Source organism: Chitinophaga pendula (assembly GCF_020386615.1).
Taxonomy (GTDB): domain Bacteria; phylum Bacteroidota; class Bacteroidia; order Chitinophagales; family Chitinophagaceae; genus Chitinophaga; species Chitinophaga pendula.
Map to the genome: position 1 here is coordinate 5813608 of NZ_CP077769.1, position 16746 is coordinate 5830353.

At 45.9% G+C, this 16746-nt stretch carries 15 protein-coding genes; 6 read left to right on the plus strand and 9 right to left on the minus strand.

The features are described 5' to 3' along the window. Positions 1–17: 17 nt before the first annotated feature. A complete protein-coding gene (locus KTO58_RS21480) occupies positions 18–1112 on the minus strand; it encodes an anhydro-N-acetylmuramic acid kinase (RefSeq protein ID WP_095837427.1) in 1095 nt (364 codons plus the stop codon). 137 nt (positions 1113–1249) lie between these two features. Between KTO58_RS21480 and KTO58_RS21485 the strand changes: the two genes are divergently transcribed. From KTO58_RS21485 to KTO58_RS21505, 5 genes are all read left to right on the plus strand, one after another. After that, entirely contained in the window at positions 1250–3088 is a 1839-nt protein-coding gene (locus tag KTO58_RS21485; protein ID WP_225859865.1) for a vWA domain-containing protein, read from the plus strand. Between the two features lie 182 nt (positions 3089–3270). After that, positions 3271–3927 (plus strand): uracil phosphoribosyltransferase, encoded by a 657-nt coding sequence (gene upp, locus KTO58_RS21490; RefSeq protein ID WP_095837426.1) that lies wholly within the window; start codon positions 3271–3273, stop codon positions 3925–3927. A 268-nt stretch (positions 3928–4195) separates the two neighbouring features. After that, positions 4196–5212: a PorP/SprF family type IX secretion system membrane protein gene (locus KTO58_RS21495; protein ID WP_095837425.1), complete on the plus strand. Its 1017-nt coding sequence runs from the start codon at positions 4196–4198 to the stop codon at positions 5210–5212. Positions 5213–5424: 212 nt separating this feature from the next. Beyond that, on the plus strand, positions 5425–6189 hold the full coding sequence (locus tag KTO58_RS21500; RefSeq protein WP_095837424.1) for an EI24 domain-containing protein: 765 nt from the start codon (positions 5425–5427) through the stop codon (positions 6187–6189). Next, positions 6189–6890, plus strand: coding sequence for an SAM-dependent methyltransferase (locus KTO58_RS21505; protein WP_095837423.1), 702 nt, complete (start codon positions 6189–6191; stop codon positions 6888–6890). The genes KTO58_RS21500 and KTO58_RS21505 overlap by 1 nt, the downstream gene beginning before the upstream one ends. Before the next feature lie 79 nt (positions 6891–6969). Here the strand turns inward: KTO58_RS21505 and KTO58_RS21510 are convergent, their stop codons facing one another. Both KTO58_RS21510 and KTO58_RS21515 read right to left on the minus strand, forming a co-directional pair. After that, complete coding sequence (locus KTO58_RS21510) at positions 6970–7347, minus strand: hypothetical protein (RefSeq protein WP_095837422.1); 378 nt, start codon at positions 7345–7347, stop codon at positions 6970–6972. A 43-nt stretch (positions 7348–7390) separates the two neighbouring features. Continuing rightward, on the minus strand, positions 7391–8770 hold the full coding sequence (locus KTO58_RS21515; RefSeq protein ID WP_198315161.1) for a M20/M25/M40 family metallo-hydrolase: 1380 nt from the start codon (positions 8768–8770) through the stop codon (positions 7391–7393). Positions 8771–9032: 262 nt separating this feature from the next. Here KTO58_RS21515 and bshA point away from each other — a divergent pair, with 262 nt between their 5' ends. Next, complete coding sequence (gene bshA, locus KTO58_RS21520; protein WP_095837420.1) at positions 9033–10157, plus strand: N-acetyl-alpha-D-glucosaminyl L-malate synthase BshA; 1125 nt, start codon at positions 9033–9035, stop codon at positions 10155–10157. Between the two features lie 76 nt (positions 10158–10233). On the opposite strand, the gene KTO58_RS21525 is transcribed toward bshA, so the two are convergent. The 6 genes from KTO58_RS21525 to porV all read right to left on the minus strand — a co-directional run bounded on the left by KTO58_RS21525 (position 10234) and on the right by porV (position 16667). Then, a complete protein-coding gene (locus KTO58_RS21525) occupies positions 10234–11667 on the minus strand; it encodes a murein hydrolase activator EnvC family protein (RefSeq protein ID WP_095837419.1) in 1434 nt (477 codons plus the stop codon). A gap of 108 nt (positions 11668–11775) precedes the next feature. Continuing rightward, entirely contained in the window at positions 11776–12603 is an 828-nt protein-coding gene (lolB1, locus tag KTO58_RS21530) for a lipoprotein insertase outer membrane protein LolB1 (protein WP_095837418.1), read from the minus strand. 54 nt (positions 12604–12657) lie between these two features. Beyond that, positions 12658–14409: a tetratricopeptide repeat protein gene (locus KTO58_RS21535; protein ID WP_095837417.1), complete on the minus strand. Its 1752-nt coding sequence runs from the start codon at positions 14407–14409 to the stop codon at positions 12658–12660. Between the two features lie 3 nt (positions 14410–14412). Continuing rightward, the gene (gene dut, locus KTO58_RS21540) at positions 14413–14853 is read right to left on the minus strand and encodes a dUTP diphosphatase (RefSeq protein WP_095841454.1); all 441 of its coding nucleotides are present in this window, start codon (positions 14851–14853) and stop codon (positions 14413–14415) included. Between the two features lie 40 nt (positions 14854–14893). After that, the gene (gene ispF, locus KTO58_RS21545) at positions 14894–15382 is read right to left on the minus strand and encodes a 2-C-methyl-D-erythritol 2,4-cyclodiphosphate synthase (RefSeq protein ID WP_095837416.1); all 489 of its coding nucleotides are present in this window, start codon (positions 15380–15382) and stop codon (positions 14894–14896) included. 124 nt (positions 15383–15506) lie between these two features. Continuing rightward, positions 15507–16667: a type IX secretion system outer membrane channel protein PorV gene (gene porV, locus KTO58_RS21550; protein WP_095837415.1), complete on the minus strand. Its 1161-nt coding sequence runs from the start codon at positions 16665–16667 to the stop codon at positions 15507–15509. Positions 16668–16746: the final 79 nt, after the last annotated feature.

The window sequence follows — 16746 nt, forward strand, 5'->3', positions numbered from 1 at the left end:
TATATATCTTTTGGTAGCTATATCACCCACAATGCGCCTCCGATACTATCTCTCGAGGCGCCTGTTACGGATGACAACACATTGCTTTCCTGTCTCCAACGGAGTGCACCCATCAGGGCCATTATCACCGCTTCTTTATATTCGATCGTCTGTGCATCGGGTACTATCACTTCTATATCCAGGTGTTGCAAGGCTTTCTGCAAGCTATTAACGAGGAAGCTATTCATTGCACCGCCCCCTGTTACCAGCATTTTAGCCGGTCCTGCCGGTAATCCTTCACGGGCAATGATCTTTTCCACCGCAACGGCCACCTGGGCGGCAATATGTTGTGTATAGGTACCGAGTTTGCCTTGTACTGATATCTTATATTGCTGGATCAACGGCAGGATGGTATCCGTTCCGAAATCATTGGCCAGGGACTTGGGGTATTCCTGCTGATAGTAAGGTAATGCCTGCAAAGCTGTGCTGAGTTTTTCGTCAGCGACGCCACCTGCTGCCAGTTGACCTCCCTCGTCATAGGGTCTACCAAGTTGTTCGGCTAAGGCATTTAGTACGCGATTGCAAGGGCATACATCAAAGGCGACAAAACTGTTTTCTGATTGGGCGGAGATATTAGCGATGCCCCCCAGATTGAGGTAAAACTGATATCCGGGCAATAATAATCTTTCTCCCATAGGTACGATCGGAGCTCCCTGTCCGCCTAATGCGATATCCATCCCACGCAGGTCGTTGATCACGGGCAGTCCTGTTTCTGCGGTAATAGCTGCTCCATCCCCTAACTGAGCCGTCATCTGTGATTCCGGCATATGAAACGTGGTGTGCCCATGGCTGGCTATAAAATGCACCTGGTGATCCAGCTGATGAGCGCTGATAAATGCATTGATCTGCTGTCCTATATAATGGCCATACCGGCTATGCAATAACAAATAGTCTCTTGCGGGCATTGTCGTTGCGGTAGACAGTTGTGCGACCCATTCCTGCGGATAAGGCTGACAGTCTGCAGCTTTGATCTTATATTCCCACTTCCCACGCACTTCTGTCAGCTCAACAAAAACGATATCCAGCCCGTCCAGTGAACTACCCGACATTATGCCTATCACATTATAAACCATGCTTTTTTTGTGCAAAAGTAAAAAATTGAGGAAAGCTTTAGGAATTCCTGCGATATCCTCTTTTCAAAAATTTTGATTGTGCTTATGGAATTATGTATTTACTCTGCATCATGCCCCTGTAACAAAGCAATCTCACCATGAAAAAATATGCCCTTCTCCTATCACTAGTGCTGTTGACAGCCTATTCTGTATTCGCACAGCAACACCTGCTAAAGGGCAGGGTCACTGCCTCCGACAATGGCAATCCGCTTCCGCATGTTACCATACGCATGCTTGGTAGCAGTCTGGGTACGGTGAGTGGCAATGACGGATATTATCAGCTGGCACTACAGAAAGATACGACCATCACCCTGGAAGTAGCCTTTATTGGCTTTCAGACCAAAACCATCAAGATCCGTAAAGGTCAGACCAAGGCCGACATTACCTTAGATCCTTCCCGGGAAGTGCTGCAGGAGGTCGTGGTAACAGGTTATGCGTCTCAGCACAAACGTTCGACAGCGTATTCCTGTGTTACGGTCACGAAAGCTCAATTGCGCGAATATTACCCGGCACCCAGGCAAGCAGATACGGAAGATTACAGCCCCGTAAACGAAAACATCTTCCATAAAGTAACGGACCGGCCGCTCAGCACTTTCTCAGTAGATGTAGACAGGGCATCTTACAGCAACGTTCGGCGTTTTCTCAACAGCGGTCAGCTTCCTCCTGAAGACGCGATACGGGTGGAGGAGATGATCAATTATTTTGACTACAAATATCAAAATCCTACTGACGGTGCCCCGGTGGCTATTTACACGGATATGGCTATATGCCCTTGGAATAAATCCAATCAGCTGGTACGTATTGCACTGAAAGGTAAGTCAGTGACTACGGATAAACTTCCCGCGTCCAACCTGGTATTCCTCATCGACGTGTCAGGCTCTATGGAATCGGCGAACAAACTGCCACTTGTAAAGCAGGCCTTCAAGGCGCTGGTACAGCAACTTCGCCCGGCAGATCACGTATCTATAGTGGTGTATGCAGGTGCCGCAGGGCTGGTATTACCGAGTACAGCTGGTAACGAAAAGACAACGATCCTCGATGCATTGGACAAACTCGAAGCAGGTGGTTCTACAGCAGGAGGGGCCGGCATACAGCTAGCATACCGTACAGCAGCCGAACATTTCATCAAGTCAGGCAACAACCGGGTTATCTTGGCTACTGATGGCGATTTCAATGTAGGAGCGTCCAGCGATGGCGAATTACAACGTATCATAGAAAAAGAAAAAGAGAAAGGTATTTTCCTGTCAGTGCTCGGCTTTGGTATGGGTAATTATAAGGATAACAAACTGGAATTGCTGGCAGACAAAGGCAATGGCAACTATGCATACATCGACAATTTCGAGGAGGCACGCCGCACTTTTGTTACTGAGTTTGGCGGTACGTTATTTACCATCGCCAAAGATGTAAAGCTCCAGATAGAATTTAACCCACGTTTTGTCAGCTCTTACCGATTGGTAGGATATGAGAACCGTCTCCTACATGACGAGGATTTCAATGATGATAAAAAAGATGCCGGAGATATGGGAGCCGGGCATACGGTGACAGCATTATATGAAATCGTACCGACGAATAAGGCCCGCCGTATCGACAATGCACCCGTAGACCCTTTAAAATACCAGGAATATATAACCCGTAATAATAAGGAGGAAGTCCTCACCGTAAAACTCAGGTACAAACAACCCGATTCGAACAAGAGCCAGTTGATCAGTCAGATCTTACCACTTAACCGTCAGCAAATCCAGCAGGCCCCGGCAGATTTCCGTATGGCAGCTGCGGTAGCTTCCTTTGGCATGTTATTACGTAATTCAGCTTTTAAAGGAGATGCCAGCTTTGATGAAGTGCTGGCATTAGCGACCCAGTCAAAAGAAAACGACCCAGAAGGGTATCGCTCGGAATTCATTCAGCTGGTCAAAAAGGCCGCATTATTGAAAAAGTAAGACTGTAGCTACTCCGCAAAGGTTCCAGGGTTTATTACGTGTACATATGCGTAATAAACCCTCCTGGCGGTCATCCTATTCATCACTTCCTCTTCTGTCAACCGGCAGTGAACTTTCTTCACACAGAGATATGCCCAGAACTCCCTAAAAAATTGTTATTTTGCCTCTCGAAATAGAAGCAAATGATAATAAACTTGAGTGATACCAACTCGCTTGTAGGAGAATGGCTAAGCGAGATCAGGAGTGTTGACGTACAAACGGACAGAATGCGCTTCCGTCGTAATATGGAACGTCTGGGCGAAATTGCCGCATACGAGATCAGCAAGACGCTGGAATATGTGGACAAAGAAGTACAGACCCCTATGGGCTTCGCAACCTGCCGTGTATTAAAAGAACAACCTGTACTGGCTACTATCCTCAGGGCTGGACTGGCGCTTCACCAGGGGCTGCTTCATTATTATGATAAAGCAGACCATGCATTTATCTCTGCTTACCGCAAACACAACAGAGATGGCTCTTTTGATATCAACCTGGAGTACGTTTCCAGTCCATCAATAGATGGACAAGTGGTGATTCTGTCCGATCCTATGCTGGCCACCGGTGCTTCTCTGGTGAAAACCATCGAACACCTGCAGGATATTGGCAAGCCCAAGCATATCCACCTGGTAGTAGCCATTGCCTGTACCGTTGGCATTGAATACGTGCTACGTAACACCGACAGTACCAACCTGAGCATATGGGCAGGTGATATTGACGATGAATTAACTGCCAAAGGGTATATTGTACCAGGCCTGGGTGATGCAGGAGATCTTGCATTTGGCAATAAACTGCAACAATAAGCGCCAACCTACCGCTTCAACACCGCAAAGACTAGTAAGTATAAGTAAGGAAAAAGGTATAGATAGCCGACTTAAGAAGAAAAATTGAAAACCTTTATCTATTAAGTGGCTGAATAACAACATTGCGCTCATCACACTTGGCACATACACCGGGGAAGGCTTTGTGAATGAATTACAAACTATTATATAGTTTTAATTTGAAATATGAATGCTTGTTTGTACCTTCACGCGGTGCCATGTGCTCCCTATACGAAAAGCTTAAATTATTATGAAAAAAGCTTTACTGGTTTTAGCCATCCTATTCTATTTAAACCCGCTTCGGGCGCAAGACCCGCATTTTTCGCAGTTCTTTGCCTCCCCGTTGACGCTCAATCCTGCATTTACCGGCCTTTTCTCTGGTGATTATCGTATTTCAGGTAATTATAGATCACAATGGAGAAGCATTGCCAGTCCCTATGTAACAGGGACACTGGCCGCTGACTTCGGCATCCTGAAAAATGCTATTTCCTATACTGATATATGGGGAGTAGGTATTATGGCGATGTACGACAGGAGTGGGGCCGGTGCACTCACCTCCAACTATATTGCTTTTAGTACGGCTTATCATAAAGGATTGGACCCTGAGGGTAACCATACCCTGGCTATCGGCCTACAAGGCGCCTTCGTGCAAAAAAGGGTGGATATGTCCAAACTGATATTCGAAAATCAGATTGATAATAATGGTTTCAACCCTTCCATTCCGAGCAACGAGGTACTGGTCAATCCTAAGATCTCTTATTTTGATCCGAATGTCGGTATTTTATATAATGGACTTGTAGGCGAAGCTTCAAACATTTATGCAGGTGCTTCTTACTATCATGTCACCCAACCTACGGAGACCTTCATGGGGCAGAACAACAACCGGCTGAGCTACCGCTGGACCATCCATGGTGGCGGTTCTTTCCCGGTGGGTAGCAACGGTAACCGCATCCACGCCAGTGCCTTATATATGAAACAGAGTACAGCCTCCGAGACATCGTTGGGTGCTGCTTATGGTTTCCTCTTAAATGGGATGAGCGATGACCCTACCGTATTTTATATCGGTAGCTGGTTCAGGTTGAAAGATGCGGTGAACCCATATATAGGTTTGGAATTTAAGGGATTTCAATTCGGCCTTTCTTACGATACCAACGTATCTACGTTAAAGCCGGCATCCAACTACCGGGGTGGTATGGAGATATCTGTTATCTACATACGTCAGCGTAACGAAAACAGTAAGTACAAAACCCTCTGTCCGAAATTCTAATAACACAATCTTAATCCGTTATATAAAAAGCGGTGTTTGCTTGAACCAACCGGGCAGAACACCGCTTTTCTGTCTTTAGCGCCCTAAATCCATGTGCAGGCCCTTGTTTTCCCGCGCTCGCCTGCCGACTATTGCCGATTTATTGTTAATTTAGTTGCCTTGATAATTAGTTACTTAGGATAATTATCCTGTTACCATTAAAAAAAAGGCGCTTGTTTTCATTCAGAGAAATACTTGGATCAGTGCAGGCCTACGGTAAGGCACATCAATTTATTCTGCAACATAAGCTATGGAAGTGGATCTTAGTCCCTGGCATCATTTATTGTCTGCTCTTTATTACAGGTATTTACTTTGTATGGGGCTATTCTGGTGATTTCGTGGAATTCCTGTTCAATCTGTTGCCAGTAAAAACCTGGATCCAGGATATGGAAAGCAGCTGGATTAGTTTCTTCTTCATTTTGCTGGGTTTCTCCATCCGGATCATATTCCTGGTCTTATATTTTTCTTTATATAAGTACCTGTTCCTGATAGTGGCATCTCCCTTATTTGCTTATCTCTCGGAAAAGACCGAAGCCATCCTCCAACACCAGGATTTCCCCTTCAGCACCTCACAATTCATGAAAGATATTGTACGGGGAGTACGGCTGTCATTCCGGAACCTGTTGTACCAAACACTTTCCCTACTGGCAATATTCCTATTGTCATTTATTCCGTTGGTTGGTTGGATCACGCCGATGATCGCATTCTTTATAGAGTGTTACTTCTTTGGATTTTCTATGTTGGATTATAGTTGCGAAAGACATCGTCTCAGCATGAAAGACAGTATTTTGTTTGTCAAACAGCATAGAGGAATGGCCTTTGGTAATGGCCTGGTATTTTACCTGTTCATGTTCGTCCCTGTCATTGGCTGGATATTAGCACCGTCCTATGCCGTTATCGCCGCCACTATTCATATCCATGATAAAAAACTGCTTTGATGCAATCTTTAGGTAAAGTATATCTTATTCCTACCGTATTAAGCGGTGATGCGCTCCATACGTTGCCAGCTGCTATTACAAGCATCGCACAGCAGTTACGTGTATTTTTTGTAGAGAATGAACGAACCGCCCGTCGTTTTCTGAAAGCGCTGGACCGAAACATTAATATCGACGAGCTTCAGCTGCATATGATGCATGAAAATCATCCTCCGGATACACAATTGGCTAAAAAATTACTGCTGAGCGGTACGGATGTTGGTATTATCAGTGAAGCGGGGTGTCCCGCCATCGCTGATCCTGGCCATCTGATCGTACAAATTGCGCACAGCGTAGATGCGCCGGTCATTCCTATGGTAGGCCCCAGTTCCATATTGCTGGCCTTAATGGCGTCGGGTATGAATGGACAGCATTTTCAGTTTGTCGGTTATCTGCCAGTAAAACCCTTCGAACGGGTAAAGGCGATACGCGACCTGGAAGCTACCGCACATAAAAAGAAACAGACCCAGATATTTATAGAGACCCCTTATCGGAATAATCAGCTTCTAAAAGATATTCTCGATAATTGTAAGGACTTCACCCAGCTGTGTATTGCAGCAGATATAACAGGACCGGAAGAATATATCAAAACAAAGACAGTCAAAGACTGGAAAAAATCCCTACCCGAACTGCATAAACGTCCTGCTATCTTCTTGATGCTTTAGTCCTTCTGATAAAAAAAGTCACATAGCGACTTGTTACTACTCGCTATGTGACCTTCGATCCGTATTAACAATATGTTATTTATTGTGTTGGTTCGCTGACAGTCAATACACTATCAACGATAAAATTGCTAAAGCCTCTCCAGGGTAATGCCCCCAGATACTCCTTATAGTGCAGCTCTACAGACTTACCACTGGCTTTCATCAGCTGCTGAGCTACCCTTTCGTCTTTTACAGAAAACATAAACTCGTTGGACTGTATAGCCCCTGGCTGTTTGGACCTGTATCCGCTTTGGATCAGGCGACCTTCATAGGTCTTGAAGACATAACCTTTCTCTACAAAATAGTTAAGTTCTCCAGCCTTCACTCCCTTACCAAATACGAAGTAGTATTTGTAGAATGCGAAGGCGGCAGCCACCAATATCAGTATACTGACAACCAGGAATACAAATCTGCGCATATAGATTTTTTTCTGACCTTAATAATCAATAACCATACCCTATTTAGAGACCGTATCTGTCTACCAGGTAAACAAGTGCGCCCATGCTCAAAGCGCCTAACTCCAGCTCTCTTTTGTTCACTGCTTCAAATACGTCGGAGGCCGCATGGTGCACATCAAAATAACGCTGCGAATCCGGTAAAAGTTCAGCCAGGATGGTAGTATTAAACGTACGAGCCAATGGTTCAATATCAGTCCCACCGCCTGGCTCGTCAAAATCATATACGCCATAGGGCAGGAACAGCGGGCGCCAGGATTTTACCTTCTCCCGTTTTTCCGATGGTATAGTCAACGAAAAGCCTCTTGGTGAAAATCCACCTGCATCACTTTCCAATGCGAAGAGATGTTTTTCTCCCGCTGCCTTGGCCGCTTCTGCATACTTGCGACCGCCTCTTACACCATTTTCTTCATTGGCAAAAAGTACAACACGGATAGTATGTTTCGGCCTTATTCCCAACGCCTTAAAAGCGCGTAATACCTCGATCGATTGTACACATCCCGTGCCATCATCATGTGCGCCTTCGGCGACATCCCAGGAGTCCAGGTGGCCCCCCACGGTGATATATTCATTCGGAAACTCGCTTCCTTTCAACTCCCCAATCACATTGTGCCCTGTCACCTCTGGCAACATTTCGCAGTTCGTACGTAGGTATACCTTATCCGTAGGTCGCTGTTTAATATGCTCGCTCAGACGACCGGCATCCTCCAAACCAATCGCTACAGCAGGTATCTTGGGGAAAGAGTCGTTATAAACCATCGATCCAGTATGCGGGAAATTATTCGCTCCATGTGTCATCGAACGTACGATAACCGCCAGCGCACCGTATTTAGCCGCCCTGCTGGCACCTTGCGCACGATATCGCGCCGCATCTCCATAAGATTTGAAAGTCTTAATGAATTTGGGATTAAACGCATAATTATAGAATACGATCTTACCTTTTATCTGATCCTTTTTTGTCTCCAGATCATCAAATGATGCTACTTCCAATACCGATGCTGTAACGCCCTTTGGACCACTACCCAGGGAATTCCCCAGCGCCAGTACCTGTAAGGGAATACCATTCTTCTTGTCTCCACTTAAGATACGTACCTCTTCTTTGGCCCCTCTTACCCAATGGGGTACCTGACAAGCCTGAAGATACACCGTATCTGCACCGGCAGCTTTCAACGCCTGTACACCCCATTGTTCTGCCTGAAGCATCTGCGGGGAACCGGCTAACCGGCCTCCCACCTTTTTAGTTAGCGTCCTTAAATTTTCATATGCGGTGCTATGTGTCAGCACTTCATCCGCCAACTGACGAATAGCGAGAGAATCATTTTGCTGCTGGGCTTGCGTGACAGGCATCCCCCATACTAAAAGTAGTGGTAAAAAAAACTGTTTCATCAGGGAATATATTTGGTTGCTTAAAAGTTGGAGGTGGTTTCCATTACAGCATTAAATCTAGCAATAAAAATGATTACTGCCAGCATCCTACCCTCCCAAAAGGGCAAAGATGCGTTTATTCATTTTTTAAACTACCTTCGACACGCCAAAGCTGGAAGTAAAGACCCAAATAGTTAGTCGGCTAAATGAACTGACCGGGTACCTGCTGACAGGCAGAAGCGCTAAAAAACAACACGTTACGCGTTCATAAAAAAGGAAACAAATGCGCATAGGAATAGTATGCTATCCCACTTACGGCGGAAGTGGAGTCCTGGCAACCGAATTAGGTAAAGCACTGGCTGATAAAGGCCATATGGTGCACTTCATTACCTACCAACAACCTGTAAGACTTAACGCCTTTCACGCCAATATATATTATCACGAAGTACAAGTACCTACCTACCCGCTCTTTGACTTTCCCCCCTATGAATCTGCCCTGAGCAGTACCATGGTAGATGTCATACTGAACCAAAAGCTCGACCTGCTACACGTCCACTATGCCATCCCGCATGCCTCTACCGCCTACCTGGCCAAACAGATCGTAGCCAAACAGGGAATGAAAGTACCCTTTATCACCACCCTGCATGGCACAGATATCACACTGGTAGGGAAAGATAAAACGTACGCACCGGTAGTCACCTTCTCCATCAATGAGTCAGATGCTATCACAGCAGTATCAGAAAATCTCCGCGAAGAAACATACAAGTCCTTCCAGATTCAAAAGGACATAGACGTTATCTACAACTTCGTGGATACAGAACGCTTCAAACGCCGCGACCTTTCTCATTTCAGAAAAGCGATCGCTCCAAATGATGAAAAGATACTGCTCCACGTTTCTAACTTCCGTAAAGTAAAGCGCGTACCCGATGTGGTAAAGGTATTCAAGCAGGTAAGAGAACAAATGCCGGCAAAATTATTACTGGTGGGTGATGGTCCGGACCGCCCTACTATCGAATGCATGTGCAGGGAGTTACAACTCTGTGACGACATCCGTTTTGTCGGCAAACAGGAACAACTGGAAGATGTAATGTCGATCAGTGATCTCTTCGTACTTCCTTCCGAATATGAAAGCTTCGGGCTTGCAGCATTAGAGGCAATGGCATCTGAAGTGCCGGTACTTTCTTCTAATGCAGGTGGTTTGCCGGAGATCAATATTCAGGGAGAAACAGGCTATATGAGCCCCGTCGGAGATGTTGATGATATGGCGGCTCATGCTATCCGTTTGCTGAAAGATGATCAAAAGCTGGCAGCAATGCGTAAAGGCGCATTAGCGCAAGCCAGCCGCTTCCATATTGACAATATCATCCCTCAGTATGAAGCCCTTTATGAAAAAGTAATCAGAGGATAACGATCAGATATCACAAAGAAACGGGGCTGTCTCTTATAGAGACAGCCCCGTTTTATTTTTCCTTAAATATTATGCGTTATCTGCTCCGTATCCAGAATTGTGGGTTCTGTCTGGAGGCTCCTTTGTATATCTGCAACTCCACCTCTCCCATATTTTCCAATTCGTTGGTGCTGGCAGTACCGATCACCTGCCCCGTACGTACTTTTTCACCTTTCCTTACGGACGCTGATTGCAGCCTTACATAGTTGGTAAAGTACTGTCCATGGCGTAGGGTGACCATATATCCGGCCCCCGGTATAACGTGTACGATAATTACCTCCCCATCAAATACCGCTTTTACATTAGCTCCTTTACGGGTACCGATGATGATACCATCGTTGTCTACACTGATATGGTCGATCACGGCATGCCGTTGAGGCCCGAAGTAACCAGTGATCTTACCGGCGTCAACAGGCCATGGCAGCTTACCACGATTGGCCTCAAAACTCTCTGATAATGCCAGTGCTTCCGGGGTAGCTTCCAGCACGTTTTCACTACGTGTAGGTCTTTCCGGCTCCGGAGATTTGGTAGACGTAGGTGTTTCTACCGGCTTGGTTACAGGCGGGTTAGCAGCTGTAACAGGTGGATTATTGTTGGACGCGTTATTGTTGTTTTTGGCCGCTGCCGCCGCTGCTGCAGCCGCCGCTCTACGGGCTTCCTCTTCTCTCCTGCGTTTTTCCTCCGCAGCCTTCTTACGGGCCGCCGCTTCTTCTGCTGCCTTACGCCTTGCCTCTTCTATCTCCCGGCGGATAACTGCCCGGATAGCCGCCTGCACTTTCTGCGCATCTTTCTTACGCTGATTAATATCTGCTACCAGCTCTTTTTCACGGCCTTTCAGTTTATTCAACACCTCATCTTTCTCTTTCTTGTCCTGTTCCAGCGTAGCCCGTTGGTCCTGTTCTGTTTTCAGTGTGTTCGCCCGCTTATCTTTCTGCGACTGCAGGCTGGCGATCTTTTTGTTCAGCAGCTCCTGCGTCTCCATGATATTGCTGGCCTGCCGGTGACGGTATTCCCGGTACTGCTTCAGATATTGATACCGCTTTACAGCATCGTTAAAGCTCTGGGCAGAAAAAACAAAGTTCAATATATCGTAAGTACTACGGTTCTTATAAGCATACACTACCAGCTGGGAATATTGCGCCTTTAAGGTGTCCAGGTCTTTTTGTAAGGTTTTCACATCCCGGTAGGCAGTATTGATGTCCCCGTTAATAAAATTGATCTCTTCGTTAATGCTATTGATAAGCCGGCTACGTAAAACAATCTTGTCCTTTAACGCCCTCAACTGCCCCAAACTTTCTTTCGTGGACTTTTTTGTATCTCTCAGCTCAGCATTGGCTTCGTCTATCTCGCGTTGCAACTCTTTCTTCCGGTGCTCAAGTTCCTCCCGCGATTGGTTGCTATTCTGAGCATGCAGAAACGCAGGTACCGACCATAGCAATAATATTAACGGGATAAACTTCTTCAGATACAAAACATAATTATTTTTAGATGACGTAATATGTATTCCTGCTATAAACGCTAAATATACAACGATAATTACAAATAGCCTCCTCGCGATCCCATTTCAATCTCTCCCCCACTATTGCAAAGAATAGCCGGAAGTAGGCACTGTAAACGGAAAAGAAAGACTCTGGTTAAACTCAACTTTATTGAATTCCATCGCTATCCGGGTAATATTTTTCTCCTCCACAAATAAACGACGCCGGGTAGCAAACTTATATCCTCCCGCATCCTTATACTCTCCATATGTAAGTTCACAGGAACGCTGCTGACCTGCGCCCTTATCCATTACCTTACTTTGCTGCAATACATAGTCATCCGCAAATACATTGAAAAGACTGGTAAAAGCACTGCTGTCACAACTAAAAGAAATGATCGCCGGCGTCTTTACAACCTGGTATACACTGTCTGTCAAGAATACAGGATTACCGATGATAAGATCCTGTAACGTCTTGAAGTCAAAGGGAATATTCAACACATCTTGTGCATCGGATAATGCTCTCAGATACAACCGCTTGTTGAATTTGTCATACGCCTTCAAACTATCCGGCGTAATAATAGCCCTCGCAACCTCCCCCAATACCGGAAAAGAAACAGATATCCAGATCAGGCTATCCTTTTTCATCCTGATCACTGTATTGACATTTTGATGGCTTTGCTTCTCATTTTCGAAGTCCACCTTCAGTTTGGCCGAAAACGTAGTATAATCAATATGCCGCTCTCTGATCTTGGAAAGCAGGTTACGGTTGAACGCAACAGCTTCTTCATTGGAACTGCTGTCCTTCACGATATGTGCGCTGTCAGCTGCCGGGAAATGTGTACGAACGATCGGCTTGGTACTACGACAGGAAAAAAGTAAGGTACCTGCCAGCAATAGTAATGTATATACGCCTGTTGTTTGCTTCATGTAGTTAGTTGTTTTGAGCAGCTTGTCTCAATGCAGTTACCCCTGCGGTAGCCTTTACTCCGGCTCGGTAGCGTGAATATATCTTTTCTCTGCTATTTTTTTTGCCAGTTTTACGGAAGAAGCACCCTTATCCTTTGCCTTCTGCCAATATTCGAGGGCTTTGGTCACCTCTTTCAGATTGAATAGTATATCCCCGTAATGTTCCAATATTCCCGGACTTTGCTGTGCTACCGGATAAGATAATGCCTTCTCTATCCAAATACGTGCCTGATCATATTTCCCCATACGGAACAATACCCAGGCATAAGTATCCATATAAGTAGCACTCTCCGGTTCCAACTCCAATGACAATCTGGACATCTCTTCCGCCCGCTCTAAATGCTCTCCCCGTAACGAAAGATAATAACTGTAATTATTTAATACGACGGCATCTTTGGGCCGCAATATCAAGGCGTGTTCATAACTGCTGTCTGAAAGTGCATGCTGCCCCGTAGCATGATAAGCATCCCCCAATAGTGAATAAATGTCCGCTACAAACTTTTTATCTCCGTTACCCAGCACCAGTGATTGGTTCAAAGCCGCTACAGCTGCCGGATAACGCTGTAATAGGTAATCGGCGACCCCCAGGAAATAAAAACCCATAAATTCCTTGGGGAACTTACGCGTAACCGTATCACTGATACGCAGCAAAGCAGAAGGGTCATCTTTCCGGGAATAGATCCACATCAACTGGTACCACACGGAAAACCGGGTATCGTCCAGCGTAATCGCTTTATGATAATTGACCAATGCGCTGTCCAGCATGTCCACCTGGGAATACATATCGGCGATCAACGCATAGGCCTTCGCTTCATTCGGATGTGCTTTCAACAACAGTCCGGCCAGCTCCAGGCCATCCTGCAACTTAGAAGTATCCATCTGCAACATCTGCAGGTAGGGATATACAAAAGCCACTTTATCATCAATGCTATAGTCCGGATTAGCAAACGCCCGCGTCAGGCTACCCCAGTAAGTAGCCGTATCGCCGTCCTTTTTGGCATAGTTGGCAATGGCGATCAATGCCCGGGGGTTATTGGGGTCCTTTGACAGAATGGTTTTATAGGTCTGACGGGCATCCGCTATGCGGTCATTGGCATCATAGACTTCTGCCAGCAAATGATAATAACGCAGTTCCTGCGGATACAAAGCAATCAGCTTGCGGATCTCCGCAGCTGCATCGTCCACCCGGCTTTGCTTTAGTAATAACCGCTGTTTCTGATAAGTAAGCTCTTCTACCACACCGGTTTTAGCTTCCAGCGCATTAAACACAGCCAATGCCTGGTCAGTCTTGTTGGCTTTTGAAAGCAATAATCCTTTATTGAACAGGTAGTCTTCGCTTTCCGGATATAACCGGCTTAACCGGTCATAAATGATAGCTGCGCTGTCAAATTGCTCATTGACACCGAAAGCATCCGCCAATGCCAGTTGAAACCATTTATTGCTGCTATCCAACATTACGGCACGTTTGGCAAATGCCAGCGCATACCCTGGATTACGCACTTCAATAAAAAGACGGGATAATTCATAATAAACGGTGGGATTCCGCTTATTCAAACGCAGATAATCGGAATACTGAGTGATCGCCGTTCGGTAATCGCCCAATATCTTCGATCGCTGTGCTGCAAAAAACAAGCTATCAGCCCGTTGCTCTACCAACGCAGGATTTTTCAGGATAATATCCTGCTGCGACGCCACCTTTTTGCCGCCGGTACAGGCGCTAGCCCAACCCATCCACGCTATCGCTATAGCGGTAACCCATACACGCATGTATCAGGATTTTCCAGTGTGTCCAAATCCACCACTACCTCTTTCCGTATCAGATAGTACAGCTACTTCTTCCATGGTCGCCTGCACAAAAGGTGCGATCACCATCTGCGCAATACGGTCTGCCGGAGCGATTGTCTGTGGCGTATTGGATAAATTTATCAATATCACCTTGATCTCTCCCCTATAGTCGGCATCAATAGTACCGGGCGTGTTCAATACCGTCAAACCTTGTTTGAACGCCAACCCACTACGCGGCCTTATCTGCGCCTCATAGCCTGCCGGTAATTCCATATACAGTCCTGTAGGGATCAACGTACGCTCCAAAGGTGCCAGTATTACCGGTGCCTCCAGATGCGCCCGCAGGTCCATCCCTGCTGCATCCGGTGTAGCATAGGCCGGCAACGGATTATCTGATTTGTTAATGATCTTTACTTGTACACTCATACTAAACACAAAATTACTCCAATTACCCATTTATCTCCGCTTATCTGCTGGTTTTCTCCAGCAATGCAACCGCATGCGCCGTCACACCTTCCTCCCGTCCTACAAAACCCAACTGCTCAGTAGTCGTCGCTTTAATTGATACATCACCGATCTCCACCCCCAGTATACCTGCAATAACCTGTTGCATCTGCGGCACATACCCTTTGATCTTAGGCGCTTGTAAACACAACGTGCAGTCTATATTCACAACCTGGTACCCCTTCTCTGCTATCAATGCCATCGTACGGGCCAGTAATATCTTACTGTCGATATTTTTATAGGTAGCATCTGTATCCGGGAAATGTACACCGATATCCCCCAGGCTCGCAGCGCCTAACAAGGCATCACAGATAGCGTGTAACAATACGTCCGCATCGCTATGCCCAAGAGCGCCTTTATAATGCGGTACCAATACTCCGCCTAACCAAAAATCCCTGCCTTCCACCAGCTGGTGAAAATCTACTCCTAATCCGATACGCAGCTTACTCATATTATATTCCTTCTTTTAATATCTTGCTTTTCAACTATCAACGGCTAAATCTACCACAAATTATAAATCCTCCCGCTAAAGGCGTGGAGGATTTATAAAAAGAGTTATACTGAATGCTATTATACTAGTCCTCCGACCGTGAAAGGTCAAAGGTAAGGCTAAATCTCAGTGTATTAGATAGTGGATTTCTTTGTATACCCGTACCAGAAGGTACCAGGTAAGAAAAGTTCAACCCGAAAATGTCATATTTAATTCCAATACCTGCCGTAAAGTATTTCCGGTTACCCTTGTTCTTGTTTTCATTGAAATAACCGGCACGTACCGCAAACATGTCATTGTACCAGTACTCAGCACCTACTGAATACATCAACTCCTGCAGCTCTTCCTTAAAACCTCCGGGAGCATCACCGAAAGAAGAGAACATCCCTTCGATCACCCCTTTCTCACGGTATTTGCCTGTACTGTCCGGCGTAGGCACCAGCAACTTGTTGATGTCCAGCGCAAAAGTCAGCTTGCTAGCCTCATCCAGACCAAAAGTATAAGAAGTACCAATACCCAGGTTAGTAGGGATAAAGTCCTTGTATTGTGCCGATTGTGTATAAGATATCTTGGTACCGATGTTAGTGATCGCGACCCCGAAGTTCCATTTGTTTACATTCCCATCGTCCTTTTCATACTCTTTGGTATAAAAGGCAGACAGATCCGTGCTGAAAGCCTTACCAGGACGTACTACCCTACCGGCAATATCTCCACTGGCCAGGTTGGAATAGATATAACGGGCGGCCAGACCAACAGACCAGTTTTCACTCAGCTTACGGGCATACCCCGCATCTAGTGCAAACTCCCGGGGCCTGTAAGAACCGGTCTCACTACCGGTTACGTCCGTAAAGTTGATAGTACCCAGTGAAAAATATCGCAGGGAAGCAGAAATAGATTGATATTCGTCCAGTTGGGTATAACCACTCACCGTAGCCAGGAAGACGTCGTTTACCAACTCTTTCAGCCAGGGCGTATACGTAACCGAAATCCCCGACTTCGCAGTCGCAAACGGCAGCTTCGCCAGATTCCAGTAAATAGAGTTCGCATCTGGAGCAGTTGCAATACCTACATCCCCCATTGCACCACTTCGGGCATCCGGAGCTATTCGCAGAAAGGGAACAGCGGTATTAATAGTATTGGTCCTACCGTCCAATTGTCCGGTATTGATTGGGTCTTGCGCTGAGGTTTCAAAACTGGCGAAAGTACTATAAATGAACACAAGGCTCAAGGTTACCTTACGGATCATGCAGTTTCTATATTTTGACAGGATGTAAAAATAATGTCTAATTTGTAATATTCAAGATTTTGGGGTTAGGTCAGGGATA